Origin of the sequence: Streptomyces sp. 15-116A, assembly GCF_025290915.1 — a bacterium.
In the GTDB taxonomy this organism is placed as follows: Bacteria; Actinomycetota; Actinomycetes; order Streptomycetales; family Streptomycetaceae; genus Streptomyces.
On record NZ_JAOCQE010000053.1, the window covers coordinates 1 to 17,068 of the forward strand.

14 protein-coding genes and 1 pseudogene are annotated in these 17,068 nt (G+C 70.3%); 7 read left to right on the forward strand and 8 right to left on the reverse strand.

The genetic code is table 11. The features are described from left to right. From N4P33_RS12225 to N4P33_RS12235, 3 genes and pseudogenes are all read right to left on the reverse strand, one after another. Positions 1-340, reverse strand: a pseudogene (locus N4P33_RS12225) (ABC transporter permease); the annotation flags it as partial. 45 nt (positions 341-385) lie between these two features. Further along, on the reverse strand, positions 386-1,135 hold the full coding sequence (locus N4P33_RS12230) for an ABC transporter ATP-binding protein (protein ID WP_260826403.1): 750 nt from the start codon (positions 1,133-1,135) through the stop codon (positions 386-388). Beyond that, positions 1,132-1,647 (reverse strand): PadR family transcriptional regulator, encoded by a 516-nt coding sequence (locus N4P33_RS12235; RefSeq protein ID WP_260826404.1) that lies wholly within the window; start codon positions 1,645-1,647, stop codon positions 1,132-1,134. Before N4P33_RS12235 ends, N4P33_RS12230 begins: the two co-directional genes overlap by 4 nt. A gap of 126 nt (positions 1,648-1,773) precedes the next feature. On the opposite strand from N4P33_RS12235, the gene N4P33_RS12240 reads away from it, so the two are divergent. The 5 genes from N4P33_RS12240 (at position 1,774) to N4P33_RS12260 (ending at position 8,388) form a co-directional block, all read left to right on the forward strand. Next, a complete protein-coding gene (locus N4P33_RS12240; RefSeq protein WP_260826405.1) occupies positions 1,774-3,045 on the forward strand; it encodes an ABC transporter substrate-binding protein in 1,272 nt (423 codons plus the stop codon). A gap of 135 nt (positions 3,046-3,180) precedes the next feature. Beyond that, positions 3,181-4,806: a glycoside hydrolase family 13 protein gene (locus tag N4P33_RS12245; protein WP_260826406.1), complete on the forward strand. Its 1,626-nt coding sequence runs from the start codon at positions 3,181-3,183 to the stop codon at positions 4,804-4,806. A gap of 47 nt (positions 4,807-4,853) precedes the next feature. Next, positions 4,854-6,185 (forward strand): ABC transporter substrate-binding protein, encoded by a 1,332-nt coding sequence (locus tag N4P33_RS12250; RefSeq protein WP_260826407.1) that lies wholly within the window; start codon positions 4,854-4,856, stop codon positions 6,183-6,185. Between the two features lie 2 nt (positions 6,186-6,187). After that, a complete protein-coding gene (locus tag N4P33_RS12255; protein ID WP_260826408.1) occupies positions 6,188-7,552 on the forward strand; it encodes an ABC transporter permease subunit in 1,365 nt (454 codons plus the stop codon). Beyond that, on the forward strand, positions 7,549-8,388 hold the full coding sequence (locus N4P33_RS12260) for a carbohydrate ABC transporter permease (protein WP_260826409.1): 840 nt from the start codon (positions 7,549-7,551) through the stop codon (positions 8,386-8,388). Before N4P33_RS12255 ends, N4P33_RS12260 begins: the two co-directional genes overlap by 4 nt. A 216-nt stretch (positions 8,389-8,604) precedes the next feature. Here N4P33_RS12260 and pgl read toward each other — a convergent pair whose 3' ends face one another. Genes pgl through tkt form a run of 5 tightly spaced genes read right to left on the reverse strand, consistent with a single transcriptional unit; the run spans position 8,605 to position 15,246 of the window. Then, a complete protein-coding gene (gene pgl, locus N4P33_RS12265; RefSeq protein WP_260826410.1) occupies positions 8,605-9,390 on the reverse strand; it encodes a 6-phosphogluconolactonase in 786 nt (261 codons plus the stop codon). Then, positions 9,387-10,466 carry a glucose-6-phosphate dehydrogenase assembly protein OpcA gene (gene opcA, locus N4P33_RS12270; protein WP_260826411.1) on the reverse strand — a complete coding sequence of 360 codons (1,080 nt, stop codon included), beginning with the start codon at positions 10,464-10,466 and terminating at the stop codon, positions 9,387-9,389. Before opcA ends, pgl begins: the two co-directional genes overlap by 4 nt. Further along, positions 10,463-12,001 (reverse strand): glucose-6-phosphate dehydrogenase, encoded by a 1,539-nt coding sequence (gene zwf, locus N4P33_RS12275; protein ID WP_260826412.1) that lies wholly within the window; start codon positions 11,999-12,001, stop codon positions 10,463-10,465. The genes opcA and zwf overlap by 4 nt, the downstream gene beginning before the upstream one ends. 4 nt (positions 12,002-12,005) lie before the next feature. Then, complete coding sequence (gene tal / locus N4P33_RS12280) at positions 12,006-13,124, reverse strand: transaldolase (RefSeq protein ID WP_260826413.1); 1,119 nt, start codon at positions 13,122-13,124, stop codon at positions 12,006-12,008. Positions 13,125-13,158: 34 nt separating this feature from the next. Continuing rightward, positions 13,159-15,246, reverse strand: a complete 2,088-nt coding sequence (gene tkt, locus N4P33_RS12285) for a transketolase (protein WP_260826414.1) — start codon at positions 15,244-15,246, stop codon at positions 13,159-13,161. 375 nt (positions 15,247-15,621) lie between these two features. On the opposite strand from tkt, the gene N4P33_RS12290 reads away from it, so the two are divergent. Both N4P33_RS12290 and N4P33_RS12295 read left to right on the forward strand, forming a co-directional pair. Then, complete coding sequence (locus N4P33_RS12290; RefSeq protein ID WP_260826429.1) at positions 15,622-16,539, forward strand: heme o synthase; 918 nt, start codon at positions 15,622-15,624, stop codon at positions 16,537-16,539. 94 nt (positions 16,540-16,633) lie between these two features. Further along, the gene (locus N4P33_RS12295; protein WP_260826415.1) at positions 16,634-16,954 is read left to right on the forward strand and encodes a hypothetical protein; all 321 of its coding nucleotides are present in this window, start codon (positions 16,634-16,636) and stop codon (positions 16,952-16,954) included. The last annotated feature ends 114 nt before the right edge of the window (positions 16,955-17,068 follow it).

Genomic DNA, 17,068 nt, shown 5'->3' on the forward strand with positions numbered 1-17,068 from the left:
GGCCGACGCCGGGCCGTTCGCCGGTGCCGCGCAGCTCGACCGAGGCACGGCTGCCGCGCGAGGCGACGGTGACCGAGGCGGTCGGGTAGGGGCCGGCGACGTCCCGCACCCCCTCCAGCCGGGCGAGCTTTCCGGCGTCGGCCGCGCCGGTGGTGTGCAGCGTGACGTGCGCGCCGTGCGCCTGGGCGAAGACGCGCTGCCAGGGGTTGGTGGCGTAGCCGAACAGGGCGGTGGCCAGCAGCAGGGACACCACGATGCCCGCGGTGGCCAGGACCAGGAACAGCGCCTCACCGCGATGCGTACGCAGATCGGAGTGCGCCCAGCGCAGGGTGGCTCGCACGGACCTCAACCCCTCGGACAGCGGTGGTCGGACAGCACCCGCATGTCAGTCCTTCAGCTCCAGCACCCCGGAGATGCCCTTGCCGCGCGACGGCGTGCCGTGCAGTTCGGCGTCGTCGACGATCCGCCCGTCGAAGAAGCTGATCACCCGGTCCGCCGCGCTCGCCAGCCGGGCGTCGTGCGTGACGAGGACGATGCTCTGCCCGCGCTGGTGGAAGCGGGACAGCAGCCGCATCACCTCACGCGTGCCCTTGCTGTCCAGGCTGCCCGCGGGTTCGTCGGCCAGCAGCAGCGGAGGGTGGTTGACCAGGGCGCGGGCCAGCGCGACCCGCTGCTGCTCACCGCCGGACAGCTCGCCCGGCATGCTGCGCTCCTTGCCGTCCAGGCCCAGCTCGGCCAGCAGCGCCTCCCGCTCGGCGCGGGCCTTCTTCGGCGGCACCCCGGCGAGCAGGGCGGGCAGCTCCACGTTGTCGGCGACCGACAGATCGGAGACCAGGTTGAAGAACTGGAAGACGATCCCGATGCGCTTGCGGCGCTCCACCGCCCAGCGGGCCTCGCTGTAGGCGTCGGTGCACTCGCCGTCCAGCCAGATGCTGCCCTTGTCGGGGCGCTGGAGGCCGCCGAGCAGATGCAGCAGCGTCGACTTGCCGGCGCCGGACGGGCCGGTGACCGCCACGAACTCGCCGCGCTCCACCCGAAGACCGACCCCGCGCACGGCATGCGCCGGGGCGCCCTCGCCGTGGTGGGTCTTGACCAGGCCTTCGGCGCGCAGCACGGGAGCGGTGCTCTCGCTCACTCCAGCTCCTCCAGCTCTTCCTGGCACCGTTCCAGCCAGTCGAGGTCGGCCTGCAGGTGCAGCATCGCGCCCTCGATCAGCAGATGGGCGACGCGGTTGTCCCGGTCTTCGGCGGCGGCGAGCTTCGACAGCTCCCGCATGGTGTTGAGGTACTGGCGGCGCTGCTTGTTGATCAGGGCGATCTGGTCGGCGAGTCCGGTCTGCGGGGCGAGGGCCAGCTTCATGAAGAACTCGTCCCGCACCCGCGGTTCGTCCGCCGTCTCCTCGTACCAGGCGCGCAGCGCCTCGCGCCCGGCGTCGGTGAGGTGGTAGACCTTCTTGTTGGGCCGGCTGGACTGCTCGACGTCCTCGCCCTCGATCAGTCCCGACTTCTCGAGGCGGCCGAGGGTCACGTAGATCTGGCCGACGTTCGGCTGAGGGTACGCCGAGCCCAGCAGTTGCTCAAGGTCCTGCTTGAGCTCGTAGCCGTGGGCCGGACCGCGGGCGAGCAGGGCCAGGAGGGGCAGCCGCACTCGAGCTCTCCTCCTCGCATCTGGTCAATGTGCCGCAGGCCCTAGTATCGCGCATACCTAACAGGTATACATGGCCTCTGACTCCCGGACGAGGGTGCCCGGGGGCCGGTGTACAGGGAGGAACCTATGCGGTGGATCCGTGCCGCGGGTAGGGGCCTTCTTGTGCTGGTCGTGGTCCTGACCGGTTACGTCGCCGCCGGAGCCAGTGCCGACGAGCCCGCCGGCAGCGGTCGTGGACCGGTGACCCTCGCGACGGCCGGCGATCTCACCGGCTATCTCGGCCCGTTGCTCCAGGGCTGGAACAGGGCCCACCCCGACGAGAAGGTCACCCTCGTCGAGCTGCCCGACTCCGCCGACGAGACCCGGGCGCAGATGATCACCGATCTGCGCCGCGGCGAGAGCGGCCGGTTCGACGTGCTGAACATCGACGTCAGCTGGACCTCCGAGTTCGCCGCCGCCGGCTGGATCCGCCCGCTGCCGCGCGACCGCTTCCCGCTGGACACCTTCCTGCGGCCGGTCGTGAACACCGCGACCTACGACGACCGGCTGTACGCCGTCCCGTACGTCACCAACGCCGGGCTGCTGCTGTACCGCGAGGACGTCCTGGCGAAGGAGGGCGTGCCGCCGCCGCGCACCTGGGCCGATCTGGAGCGCGCCGCGAAGACCCTCGCGCCGAAGTACGGCCTCGACGGCTACGCGGGCCAGTTCCTGCCCTACGAGGGCCTGACCGTGAACGCGGCCGAGGCCGTCTACTCGGCGGGCGGCACCATCCTCGGCGACGAGGGCGAGCGGGTCACCGTGAACTCACGGGCCGCCCGCGAGGGCATCGGGTTCCTGGCGCGTGGGGTGCGCGAGGGCTGGATCCCGAAGGAGGCGCTGACGTACAAGGAGGAGGAGTCCAAGCAGGCCTTCCAGGACGGCCGGCTGCTCTTCCTGCGCAACTGGCCCTACGCCTACGTCGCCGCCTCCGCGCCCGGATCGAAGGTCGCCGGCAAGGTCGGCGCCGTACCGCTGCCCGGACCCGACGGGCCGGGCACCAGCGTCCTCGGCGGCTCCAACCTGGCCGTCGGCACCCACGCCCGGCACCCCGACACCGCCGCGCGCCTGATCGCGTACCTCACCAGCGAGCCGGTCCAGCGCCAGGTCCTCACGCGCGGCGCGCTGCCGCCGGTACGGGCCGCACTGTACGACGATCCGGAGCTGGTCCGGCAGTTCCCGTATCTGCCGACCCTGCGCGAGAGCGTGCTCGCCGCCGCGCCGCGCCCCAAGAGCCCGCACTACGACCAGGTCAGCCTGGTGGTGCAGGCGGTCGTGCACGACGCGATGACCGGGCGGCAGACGCCCGAGGCCGCGGTGCGCAGGCTGGCGCGCGAGCTCGCCGCCGTCTCCCATCGCTAGTTACCTGTTATGTAACGCGCACATCTCATCTGACTCCGGAGTGCCCGCAAAAGTACCGATTTGGCGCCCCGACTGGGCAGTAGTCTGTGTTCTTTTCATTGACACCCCCGCGACACCGCTACCTAACATGCATGCATGTCAAGCAAGCACAACTGGTGGCGCGACGCGGTGATCTACCAGGTGTACGTCCGCAGCTTCCTGGACAGCACCGGTGACGGCATCGGCGATCTCGCCGGGGTCAGGGCGGGCCTGCCCTATCTGAAGAAGCTCGGCGTGGACGGGATCTGGCTGAGCCCCTTCTACCCCTCGCCGCAGCACGACCACGGCTACGACGTGGCCGACTACTGCGACGTCGACCCGGTCTTCGGCGACCTCGCCGAGTTCGACCTGCTCGTCCGCGCCGCCCGCCGGCTCGGCATCAAGGTGCTGCTCGACATCGTCCCCAACCACTGCTCCAGCGAGCACCCCTGGTTCCGCGCGGCCCTGGACAGCCCGCCCGGCAGCCCCGAACGCGCCCGTTTCCACTTCGCCGACGGCCGCGGCCCCGACGGCGGCGAACCGCCCAACAACTGGCACGCCATGTTCGGCGGCCCCGCCTGGACCCGCGTCACCGAGGCGGACGGCCGCCCCGGCCAGTGGTACCTGCACATGTTCACGCCCGAACAGCCCGACTGGAACTGGCGCAACCCCGAGGTCGCCGCCGAGTTCGACCGCACCCTGCGCTTCTGGCTGGACCGGGGCGTCGACGGCTTCCGCATCGACGTCGCCGCCGGTCTCTTCAAGCACCCCGAGCTGCCCGACTCCGACGACCCCGAGGCCGACGCCCGCACCCGCGACTCGGTCAACCCGCTCGCCTGGAACCAGCCCGAGGTGCACGAGGTGTGGCGGCACTGGCGCGCCCTGTGCGAGGAGTACCGGGAACGCGACGGCCGCGAACGGCTCCTGGTCGGCGAGGTGTCCGTGCCCACCGCCCGCGAGCACGCCCAGTACGTCCGCCCGGACGAGCTGCACCAGGCGTTCTTCTTCGACCTGCTCGGCGCCCCCTGGGACGCCGACGCCTTCCGCAAGGTCATATCCGAGGCGATGCAGGACATCGCCGGCACCGGCTCCACCGTCACCTGGGTCCTCAACAACCACGACCAGGTCCGCACCGTCACCCGCTACGGCGAGCCCACCCCGCAGGGCAGCGGACTCGGCGCCGCCCGCGCCCGCGCCGCCGCGCTGCTGATGCTGGCGCTGCCCGGCGCCGCGTACATCTACCAGGGCGAGGAGCTGGGCCTGCCCGAGGTCGTCGACCTGCCCGACGACGTCCTCACCGACCCGATCTTCCGCCGCACCGGCAGCCGCGCCCGCATCCGCGACGGCTGCCGGGTGCCGCTGCCCTGGTCCGGGCAGGCCTCCCCGTTCGGCTTCACCGCAGGCGACGGCGGCGCCAAGCCCTGGCTGCCGCAGCCCGAGTACTTCGCCGAGTACGCCACCGACCGCGCCCTCGCCGACACCCAGTCCTTCTGGCACCTCTACCGCGACGGCCTGCAACTGCGCGCCGCGCTCCCGCAGCTGGGCGAGGGCACGCTGCGCTGGCTGGACACCCAGCCCGGCGTGCTCGCCTTCGTCCGCGGCGACGACCTGGTGTGCGCCGTCAACTTCGGCACCGCCCCCGTACCCGCCCCGGCCCCCGGCACCCCGCTGCTCGCCAGCGGACCCTGCCCGGCCGGGGTGCTCCCCGGCTCCACCGCCGCCTGGTGGATCAGCGACTCCTGAAGACCCGCCTCCGGCACCACCCGTATCCCGAAGGGACATCAACGAAGATGCGACGTACCCGACGTACCACCCTGCTCACCGGATGCACCGCCCTCGTCCTCGCCCTGACCGCCACCGCCTGCGGCGGCGACGAGCCCGTCGCGGCCGGCGGCGGCGACAAGGCGCTCGGCGGACAGACCGTCACCGTGGCCGGTGTGTGGACCGGCAGCGAGCAGAAGAACTTCCAGAAGGTGCTGGACGCCTTCACCGAGAAGACCGGCGCCAAGACACAGTTCATCTCCACCGGCGACAACGTCTCCACCGTCGTCGGCAGCAAGATCGAGGGCGGCAACGCCCCCGACGTCGTGATGGTCCCGCAGGTCGGCGTGCTCAAGCAGTTCGCCGAGAAGGGCTGGCTCAAGCCGCTGGACCAGAAGGTGAAGTCCGCCGTGGGCGGCAACTTCGCGAAGGTCTGGCAGGACTACGGCAGCGTCGACGGCACCCTGTACGGCCTCTACTTCAAGGCCGCCCACAAGTCGACCGTCTGGTACAGCCCTGAGGCCCTCGAACAGGCCGGAGTCAAGGCGCCCAAGACCTACGACGAGATGCTGAAGAACGGGCAGACCATCTCCGACTCCGGCCTCGCCGCGTTCTCCGTCGCCGGTCAGGACGGCTGGACGCTCACCGACTGGTTCGAGAACGTCTACCTCTCCCAGGCCGGCCCCGAGAAGTACGACGCCCTCGCCGCCCACAAGATCAAGTGGACCGACCCGACGGTCGTCGAGGCGCTCACCACCCTCGGCAAGCTGTTCAAGGACAAGCAGCTCATCGCGGGCGGCCAGAAGGAAGCCCTCAACACCGACTTCCCGGGCTCCGTGGAGAAGGTCTTCGGCCCCGAGCCCGACGCGGCGATGGTCTACGAGGGCGACTTCGTCGCCGGTGTCGCCAAGGACCAGTTCGGCAAGACCATCGGCACCGACGCGAACTTCTTCCCCTTCCCGCCGGTCGGCGACGGCAAGGCACCCGTGGTCAGCGGCGGCGACGCGGCCGTCGTCCTGAAGGACGGCAAGAACTCCAAGGCCGGCATGGCGCTCGTCGAGTACCTGGCCTCCCCGGAGGCGGCGGCCGTCTGGGCCGAGGCGGGCGGCTTCCTCTCCCCGAACAAGAAGCTCGACCTCGCCTCCTACGGAGACGACGTCACCCGCGCCACCGCCAAGTCCCTGATCGCGGCGGGCGATTCGGTCCGCTTCGACATGTCCGACCAGGCCCCGGCCGCGTTCGGCGGCACCAAGGGCGCCGGCGAGTGGAAGATCCTCCAGGACTTCCTGCGCGACCCGGCCGACCCGAAGAAGACCGCCGCCGAGCTCGAGGCCGCCGCGGCCAAGGCGTACGGGAACTGACCATGACCACCACCCTGGTGAAAGAGGCGAGGCGCCCGGCGTCCGCCCACCCCGACGGCGCACGCGGCCGACGCCTGCGCCGGCGGGGCCGGGTCATCGCCCTGCTGTTCGTGCTGCCCGCGCTGCTCCTGCTGGGCGCGCTGGTCGTCTACCCTGTGCTGTTCTCCGTCGGCCGCAGCTTCTTCGACGCCTCCGGGAACACCTTCGTGGGCGGCGAGAACTACGCCGAGATGTTCCGCGACCCGACCACCCTCACCGCCATCCGCAACACCGCGATCTGGGTCGTCGTCGCCCCCACCCTGCTCACCGGCCTCGGCCTGATCCTGGCCGTGCTGGTGGAGAAGGTCCGCTGGGCCACCGCCTTCAAGCTGCTGCTGTTCATGCCGATGGCGGTGTCCTTCCTCGCGGCCGGCATCATCTTCCGGCTCGCCTACGACGAGGACCCGGACAAGGGCGTCCTCAACGCGGCGGCGGTGTCCATCCACGACGCCTTCGAGGGCGGTTCCTCCTATCCGACGGCACGTGCGCGGGACGGGGAGGGCCTGGTCAAGGAGAAGGACGGCTCGTACGTCACCGGCGCGGACGTCTCACCGGGCGGCACCGCCGCACTCGGTCTGGTGGGCGTCGCCCCCAAGGACCTTCCCGGCGACGCCGAACCCGCCCGGCAGGCGGCCGCCGCCGAGGCCGGCGCCGACGAGGTGCGCGGTGTCGTGTACCTCGACTTCACGCCCGGTGGCGGAGGGAAGCCGGGCGTCGTCGACCCGCGCGAGAGCGGACTGCCCGGCATGACGGTGGAGGCAGTGCGTGACGGCGAGACCGTCGCGAGCACGACCACCGCCGCCGACGGGTCCTTCCGCTTCACCGGCCTCGAGAGCGGCTCGTACGCCGTGAAGCTGCCCTCGGACAACTTCGCGGCACCCTACGACGGCATCTCCTGGCTCGGGCCCACACTCGTCACCCCGGCGATCATCGGCGCGTACCTGTGGATCTGGACCGGCTTCTCCATGGTCCTGATCGGCGCCGGGCTTGCCACCCTGCCCCGGGAGACGCTGGAGGCGGCGCGGATGGACGGGGCCAACGAGTGGCAGATCTTCCGCAAGATCACCGTGCCGCTGCTCGCGCCCGTCCTCACCGTGGTGTTCGTGACCCTGGTGATCAATGTGATGAAGGTCTTCGACCTCGTCTACATCATCGCGCCGGGGCCCGTTCAGGAGGACGCGACCGTGCTCGCCACCCAGATGTGGCTCGTGTCGTTCGGCGGCGGCAACAACCAGGGGCTCGGCAGCGCGCTCGGTGTGCTGCTGCTGCTTCTGGTCATCCCGGCCATGGTGTTCAACGTCCGGCGTTTCAAGAGGAGTCAGCGATGAAGGCGATCCGGCGCGGCCTGAGCAGCGGCGTGGTGCAGGCCTTCCTGGTCGTGATCGGCCTGGTGTGGATGACGCCGCTGGCCGGACTGTTCCTGTCCTCGCTGCGGTCGGCGGAGGACACGGCCAAGGGGGGCTGGTGGACGGTGTTCACCAGCCCCGGGCAGCTGTCCTTCGACAACTACTCGGCGCTGCTGGAGAACTCCGGCATGACGCAGGCGTTCTGGAACACCGTGCTGATCTCGGTGCCGGCCACCGCGCTGGTGGTGGTCGTCGCCGCGCTCGCCGGGTATGCCTTCGCCTGGCTGGACTTTCCCGGGCGGGAGCCCATCTTCCTCGTCGTGGTCGCCCTGTTGGTCGTGCCGGTGCAGATCGGGCTGCTGCCGGTCGCCAAACTCTTCGGGCAGCTGGGGCTGTTCGGGACGATCCCGGGTGTCGTGCTGTTCCATGTGGCGTACGGGCTGCCGTTCGCGGTGTTCCTGCTGCGGAACTACTTCGCGGAGATTCCCAAGGAGATGCTGGAGGCGGCGCGGATGGACGGGGGGAGCGAGTGGCGGATCTTCACGCGGCTGGTTCTCCCGGTGGGGCGGCCGGCGATCGCCAGCCTGGCCATCTTCCAGTTCCTGTGGGTGTGGAACGACATGCTGGTGGCGTTGCTGTTCGCGGACAGTTCGGCGCAGCCGTTGACGGTGCAGCTGCAGTCGCAGATACGGCAGTTCGGGAGCAACATCGATGTGCTGGCGCCGGGGGCGTTCTTGTCGCTGGTGGTGCCGGTCGTGGTGTTCTTCGCGTTCCAGCGGCACTTCGTGCAGGGCGTGATGGCGGGTTCGGTGAAGTAGCGCTTCCCGTCCCGGGGGCTCCGCCCCCGGACCCCCGCCCTCGCCCACCCACCACCCGACTCGGTTGGATGCACAGGCACCGCACCAGCGACACGACTCGGTCGGACGAGAGGGCACCGCACGGGCAATTCAGCCCTTGCGGTGCCCTCTTGTCCAAGCGAGTCGGGTGGTGGGTGGGCGAGGACCGGGGGGGCCGGGGGCGGAGCCCCCGGGTGGTTACGCCGACGCCGGGGGGTACAGGGACCGCGGCAACTGCGACGCCGCCGCCGCGTCCAGGAGCCACAGCGTGCGGGACTTGCCGTACGCGCCCGCTGCCGGCGCCTGGATCTCGCCGGCGCCCGACAACGCGATCGCCGCCGCCCGGGCCTTGTCCTCGCCCGCCGCCAGCAGCCACACCTCCCGCGCCGCCCGGATCGCCGGGAGGGTGAGGGACACCCGCGTCGGCGGCGGCTTGGGCGCACCGTGGACACCGACCACCGTCCGCTCCGTCTCCCGCACCGCGGGCAGCTCCGGGAACAGGGAGGCCACGTGCGTGTCCGGGCCGACGCCCAGCATCAGCACGTCGAACGTGGGGACGGGGCCGTGGTTCTCCGGCCCCGCCGCCCGCGCCAGCTCCTCCGCGTACGCGGCCGCCGCCGCGTCCACGTCTCCCCCGCAGGGGCCGTCCGACGCGGGCATGGCATGCACCCGCTTCGGATCCAGCGGCACCGAGTCCAGCAGCGCCTCACGCGCCTGAGTGACATTGCGCTCCGGATCGCCCTCCGGCAGGAACCGCTCGTCACCCCACCACACATCCAGCCGGCCCCAGTCGATCGCGTCCCGCGCGGGCGCCGCGGCGAGCGCGGCCAGCAGGCCGTTGCCGTTGCGCCCGCCCGTCAGCACCACCGACGCCGAACCCCGTGAGGTCTGCGCGTCGACGATCCTGGTGATCAGCCGTGCCGCCGCGGCCTGAGCCATCAGCTCCTTGTCGCGGTGCACGACCAGCTGCGGTGCCGTACTCACTTCGCCGCCTTCTTCGCCGTCGCCTGCTTCACCGGCGCCTCGGCCGTCGCCTCGGACGCGGGAGCTTTCGCAGCCTCCTCGACGGGCGCGGGGACCGCGGCACGCTCCTCCCCGGCTCCTTTGGGCGACGCGTCACCCACCGGCTCACCCGCCGTCCTCAGCCGCTCCACCCCGTACCGCAGCGCCGACGCGTACGTGTCGTCCGGGTCGAGGCGCCGCAGCTCCTCCGCGATCAGCTCCGCCGTGTCCCGGCGCTTGAGCGCCACCGCACGCTTCGGCTGGCCCTGGATGGACAGCGTCGCCAGGGCGCCGTCGGCCCGGTCGAGGACGATCGGGCCGCAGTCGGTGTCCATACGGACCGCCGTGAGGCCGGGCCCGCTGGACAGGGAGCGCTTGACCGGCACGTCCAGCCGGTCCGCGAGCCACATCGCCAGCAGCTCGCAGCTCGGGTTGAACTCCTCGCCCTCCACCTCGACGCCCAGCACCTTGCAGCTGACCTGGTCCAGTGCCGCGGCCAGCATCGAACGCCAGGGCGTGATGCGCGTCCACGACAGGTCCGTGTCACCGGGGGTGTAGGCCTCGGCGCGGGCCGCGAGCTCCCGTACCGGCTGCTCGCAGGCGTAGGTGTCGGTCACCCGGCGCTGGGCCAGTGCGCCCAGCGGGTCACCGGCCGGGTCCAGCGGGGCGTTGACCGGCCACCACACCACCACCGGGGCGTCCGGCAGCAGCAGCGGCAGCACCACCGACTGGGCGTGGTCGACGACCTCGCCGTACAGCCGCAGCACCACCGTCTCGCCGGTGCCCGCGTCCGCGCCCACCCGCACCTCGGCGTCGAGGCGGGACTGGGTGCGGTCGCGGGGCGAGCGGGAGACGCGCTTGATCACCACGAGGGTGCGCGAGGGATGCTCGTGCGAGGCGTCGCTCGCCGCCTTCAGCGCGTCGTAGGCGTTCTCCTCGTCCGTCACGATGACCAGCGTCAGCACCATGCCGACGGCCGGCGTGCCGATGGCGCGGCGGCCCTGCACCAGTGCCTTGTTGATCTTGCTGGCCGTGGTGTCCGTGAGGTCTATCTTCATGGCCGGCGCCAGCTCCGTCCGTCTCGCTCGAGCATTTCGTCCGCCTCGACGGGCCCCCAGGTACCGGCCGGGTACTGGGCGGGCTTGCCGTGGCGGTCCCAGTACTCCTCGATCGGGTCGAGGATCTTCCAGGACAGCTCGACCTCCTCGGTGCGCGGGAAGAGGTTCGAGTCGCCGAGCAGGACGTCCAGGATCAGCCGCTCGTACGCCTCCGGGCTGGACTCGGTGAACGACTCGCCGTAGGCGAAGTCCATCGACACGTCCCGGATCTCCATCGACGTGCCCGGCACCTTCGAGCCGAAGCGCACCGTGACACCCTCGTCCGGCTGGACGCGGATCACGATGGCGTTCTGCCCGAGTTCCTCGGTGGCCGTGGTGTCGAAGGGGGAGTGCGGCGCCCGCTGGAAGACCACCGCGATCTCGGTGACCCGGCGGCCCAGCCGCTTGCCGGTGCGCAGATAGAAGGGGACACCCGCCCAGCGGCGGTTGTCGATGCCCAGCTTGATCGCGGCATAGGTGTCGGTCTTCGAGGTGGAGGCGATGCCCTCCTCCTCCAGATAACCGCGCACCTTGGTGCCGCCCTGCCAGCCCGCCGCGTACTGTCCGCGCACGGTGTCGCGGCCCAGGTCCTTCGGCAGCCGTACGGCACCGAGCACCTTGGTCTTCTCCGCGGCGAGCGCGTCCGCGTCGAAGGAGGCGGGCTCCTCCATCGCGGTCAGCGCGAGCAGCTGGAGCAGGTGGTTCTGGATGACGTCACGAGCCGCGCCGATGCCGTCGTAGTAGCCCGCCCTGCCGCCGATGCCGATGTCCTCGGCCATCGTGATCTGGACGTGGTCCACGAAGGACCGGTTCCAGATCGGCTCGAACATCGTGTTGGCGAAGCGCAGCGCCAGGATGTTCTGGACGGTCTCCTTGCCCAGATAGTGGTCGATGCGGAACACCTGGTCCGGGGCGAACACCTCGTGCACGATGGCGTTCAGTTCCTCGGCCGACTTCAGGTCGTGCCCGAACGGCTTCTCGATGACCGCGCGCCGCCAGGAGCCGCCCGTCTGGTCGGCCAGACCGTGCTTCTTCAGCTGCTGGATGACCACGGGGAAGGAACGCGGCGGCACCGACAGATAGAAGGCGAAGTTGCCGCCCGTGCCCTGCGCCTTGTCGAGCTCCTCGATCGTGCCGCGCAGCCGCTCGAAGGCGTCGTCGTCGTCGAAGGTGCCCTGGACGAAGCGCATGCCCTGGATGAGCTGCTGCCAGACCTCCTCACGGAAGGGGGTGCGGGCGTGCTCCTTGACCGCGTCGTGGACCTCCTGCGCGAAGTCCTCGTTCTGCCACTCGCGGCGGGCGAAGCCCACCAGCGAGAAACCCGGCGGCAGCAGCCCCCGGTTGGCCAGGTCGTAGACGGCCGGCATCAGCTTCTTGCGGGACAGGTCACCCGTGACGCCGAAGATGACCAGGCCCGACGGCCCCGCGATACGCGGGAGCCGTCGGTCCGCCGGGTCACGCAGCGGGTTCGCTCCGGGACCGGAAAGCGAGGACAAGGTCTCAGCCCTCCGAAGGGGCGAGGCGCTGGAGCTCCGCCTCGGTCGACTTCAGCAGGTCGTTCCAGGACGCCTCGAACTTGTCGACGCCCTCGTCCTCGAGGAGCTGCACCACCTCGTCGTAGGAGATGCCGAGCCGCTCCACCGCGTCCAGGTCGGCGCGCGCCTGCTCGTAGGTGCCGGCGACGGTGTTGCCGGTGATCTCGCCCTGCTCCTCGGTGGCGACCAGGGTCGCCTCCGGCATGGTGTTCACCGTGTTCGGCGCGACCAGCTCGTCGACGTACATCGTCGCCTTGTACGCCTTGTCCTTCACGCCGGTCGAGGCCCACAGCGGACGCTGCTTGTTGGCGCCCTCGCGCTCCAGCGCGTTCCAGCGGTCGGTCGAGAAGACCTCCTCGTACGCCTGGTAGGCGAGACGCGCGTTGGCGATCGCGGCCTTGCCGCGCAGCGCCTTGGCCTCGTCGGTGCCGAGCGCGTCGATCCGCTTGTCGATCTCGGTGTCCACGCGGGACACGAAGAACGACGCCACCGAGTGGATCTTCGACAGGTCCAGGCCCTTGGCCTTCGCCTTCTCCAGGCCCGCCAGGTAGGCGTCCATGACCTCGCGGTAGCGCTCCAGCGAGAAGATCAGCGTGACGTTGACGCTGATGCCGTTGCCGATCACCTCGGTGATGGCCGGCAGGCCCGCACGGGTCGCCGGGATCTTGATGAGGGTGTTGGGCCGGTCCACCAGCCAGGCCAGCTGCCGGGCCTCGGCGACCGTCGCCTTGGTGTTGTGCGCCAGCCGGGGGTCGACCTCGATCGAGACCCGGCCGTCCTTGCCGCCGGTGGCGTCGAACACCGGGCGCAGGATGTCGGCGGCGTCGCGGACGTCCGCCGTGGTGATCATGCGGATGGCCTCTTCGACGGTGACCTTCCGCGCGGCAAGGTCGGACAGCTGCTGGTCGTAGCCGTCGCCCTCGGAGATCGCCTTCTGGAAGATCGTCGGGTTGGTGGTGACGCCCACGACGTGCTGCTGGTCGATCAGCTCGGCCAGGTTGCCGGACGTGATCCGCTTGCGGGACAGATCGTCCAGCCAGATCGCGACGCCTTCCTCGGAGAGGCGCTTGAGTGCGTCTGTCATGGAAATTACATCTCCTACGTGTCGTCTCTGAGCGTCAGCGCTGGGCTGCGGCGATCGATTCCCGGGCGGCTGCGGCCACGTTCTCGGCGGTGAAGCCGTACTCCTTGAACAGCACCTTGCCGTCGGCGGAGGCACCGAAGTGCTCCAGGGAGACGATGCGGCCCGCGTCCCCGACGTACTTGTGCCAGGTCAGTCCGATGCCGGCCTCGACGGCGACCCGGGCCTTCACGGACGGCGGCAGAACGCTGTCCCGGTACCCCTGGTCCTGCTCCTCGAACCACTCGACGGACGGCATCGACACCACACGCGTCGGCACACCGTCGGCCTGCAGCTGCTCACGCGCCCCGACGGCCACATGCACCTCGGAACCGGTGGCAATGAGGATCACCCGCGGCTCGCCGCCCTCGGCCTCCAGCAGCACATAGCCGCCGCGCGCCGCGTCCTCGTTCGGCTCGTACGTCGGCACGCCCTGCCGGGTCAGCGCCAGGCCGTGCGGGGTGCCCTTGCCGAACTCCTTCGTCCAGCGCTTGAGGATCTCGCGCCAGGCGATCGCGGTCTCGTTCGCGTCGGCCGGGCGCACGATGTTCAGGCCCGGGATCGCGCGCAGCGAGGCCAGGTGCTCGACCGGCTGGTGCGTCGGGCCGTCCTCGCCGAGGCCGATCGAGTCGTGCGTCCACACGTATGTCACCGGCAGGTGCATCAGCGCCGACAGCCGCACCGCGTTGCGCATGTAGTCGGAGAACACCAGGAAGGTGCCGCCGTAGACGCGCGTGTTGCCGTGCAGGGCGATGCCGTTCATCTCCGCGGCCATGGAGTGCTCGCGGATGCCGAAGTGGATGGTGCGGCCGTACGGGTTCGCCTCCGGCAGCGGGTTGTCCGCCGGGAGGAACGACGACGTCTTGTCGATCGTGGTGTTGTTGGAGCCCGCGAGGTCGGCCGAGCCGCCCCACAGCTCCGGGATCACCGCGCCGAGCGCCTGCAGCACCTTGCCGGACGCGGCACGGGTGGCGACCGCCTTGCCCGGCTCGAACACCGGGATGGTGTCCTCCCAGCCCTTGGGCAGCTCACCGGCGGCGATGCGGTCGAACTCGGCCGCGCGCTCCGGGTTGTTGCTCCGCCACTCCTGGAACGACTTCTCCCAGTCGGCCTTCGCCTGCTTGCCGCGCTCCAGCGCCTTGCGGGTGTGCTCGATGACCTCGTCGGACACCTCGAAGGTCCGCTCCGGGTCGAAGCCCAGCACCCGCTTGGTGGCCGCGACCTCGTCGTCGCCCAGCGCCGAGCCGTGCGCGGCCTCGGTGTTCTGCGCGTTCGGGGCCGGCCAGGCGATGATCGAGCGCATCGCGATGAACGACGGCCGGTCGGTGACCGCCTTCGCCTCCTGGATCGCCGCGTAGATCGCGGCCGGGTCCAGGTCGCCGTTCTCCTGCGGCTCCACGCGCTGCACATGCCAGCCGTAGGCCTCGTACCGCTTGACGGTGTCCTCGGAGACGGCCGTCTCCGTGTCGCCCTCGATCGAGATGTGGTTGTCGTCCCACAGCAGGATCAGATTGCCCAGCTTCTGGTGGCCCGCCAGCGAGGACGCCTCCGCGCTGATGCCCTCCTGCAGACAGCCGTCACCGGCGATGCAGTAGACGAAATGGTCGAACGGCGACTCGCCCGCCGGGGCGTCCGGGTCGAACAGGCCGCGCTCGAAGCGGGCGGCCATCGCCATGCCCACCGCGTTGGCGACACCCTGGCCCAGCGGGCCGGTCGTGGTCTCCACGCCGGTGGTGTGGCCGTACTCGGGGTGACCCGGGGTCTTCGACCCCCACGTCCGGAAGGACTTCAGGTCGTCCAGCTCCAGGCCGAAACCGGCCAGGTACAGCTGGGTGTAGAGGGTCAGGGACGAATGGCCGGCGGACAGCACGAAACGGTCCCGCCCGACCCAGTCGGCGTCCGCCGGGTCGTGCCGCATCACCTTCTGGAAGAGGGTGTAGGCGGCAGGCGCCAGGCTCATCGCCGTACCCGGATGGCCGTTGCCAACCTTCTGTACGGCATCGGCGGCCAGGATGCGAGCGGTGTCGACGGCCCGCTGATCCAATTCGGTCCACTCGAGGTCTGTGGTGGTCGGCTTGGTGCTCACCCTGAGTCAGGGCTCCTCTCCACATGTCGGATGCCGATGACGGCCCACCGGCGAGGTCGAGCCTACCCCCGTAGGACACGCGTTCTTCCGGGTCGTTCCAGACTGCCGGGCCTGTCGGGGATCCGCCTCCTGACTTGGCCGTACCTGCATTCGGCAGATGAATACGGACCCGCTCAACCGGGCGCTCAATCGAGCTCGAAGGCGCACCTCCGACGGCCGTGACCAACACGAGCGGACCCCCGCGAATGCCGGGGTCTGGGCAACGTCTAAAGTGGCGTGGTACGCGCGAGCCTTTACCGCCTGTTCACACGGCAGGCTCGCTGGGATGTCTCTGTAGGGGTGTGCGTGACGGCCGTTGAATCCCGTCCAGCGGGGATGCTGGGGACGAGCCAGAGCCCTGCACGGCGGCCGTTCGGGGCGCGTGTGAAGGGCTTCGTGGCACTCACCAAGCCGCGGATCATCGAGCTGCTGCTCATCACCACCGTCCCGGTGATGTTCCTGGCACAGCAGGGCGTGCCCGACCTGACGCTGGTGCTGCTGACCTGCGTCGGCGGCTACCTGTCCGCGGGCGGCGCCAACGCGCTCAACATGTACATCGACCGGGACATCGACGCGCTGATGGACCGCACCTCGCAGCGCCCTCTCGTCACCGGGATGGTCAGCCCGCGCGAGTGCCTCGCCTTCGGCATCACCCTGGCGGTCGTCTCCACGCTGCTGTTCGGCCTCACGGTCAACTGGCTGTCCGCCTGGCTCGCCCTCGGCGCGCTCCTGTTCTACGTCGTCGTCTACACGATGATCCTCAAACGGCGTACGTCGCAGAACATCGTGTGGGGCGGCATCGCCGGCTGCATGCCGGTGCTGATCGGCTGGTCCTCCGTCACCAACTCGATGTCGTGGGCCCCGGTCATCCTCTTCCTCGTCATGTTCTTCTGGACGCCGCCGCACTACTGGCCGCTGTCCATGAAGGTCAAGGACGACTACGCGCGCGTGGGCGTGCCGATGCTGCCGGTCATCGCCTCCAACAAGGTGGTCGCCAAGCAGATCGTGCTCTACAGCTGGGTCATGGTCGCCGTGTCCCTGCTGCTGACCCCGCTCGGCTACACCGGCTGGTTCTACACGGCGGTCGCACTGGCCGCGGGCGGCTGGTGGCTGTGGGAAGCACACGCTCTGCTGAACCGCGCGAAGGCCGAGGTGACCGGCGCGAAGCTCAAGGAGATGCGCCTGTTCCACTGGTCCATCACCTACGTCTCGCTGCTGTTCGTGGCGGTGGCGGTGGACCCCTTCCTGCGCTGACCGACCCGCTTGCAGGCACCCGGGCGAGGTGAGTGGCCAAGGCCACGAACCTCGCCCGTCGCCTATTGATCTACCGCTCGGTAGCATCCTGACCATGGCAGACACGCAGCAGGCGGACCCCAAGGCCGAGCAGAAGGCGGCCCGGCTCGCCAAGCAGATCACCACCTTCGCCAAGGCCCACGGCGGCGCCGAGGGCCAGATCGCCTACCTCGGCGAACGCGGCGCCCGCATCGTCCTCGTGGGCGAGGACGGCGACTGGGGCGACCTGGTGGCCCCGTCGTACGACATCGCCGAGAAGGCGGTGGAGAAGGCGGGCATCACCCGGCACGAGTCCTTCGACGGCGAGTTCGCAGCGAAGGTAGAGACGGGCCCCTACGAGTGGAAAAGAATGGCCGGCATCCAAATCGGCGGCTGAACAACGCCGCTGAAGGGGCGCGGGGAACTGCGCGATCAACCACAACGCACCCGCACCCGCCGAACGCACCGGCACCCCGCAGACGCTCTCGCGCCACTTAACCCACCCCTCCCT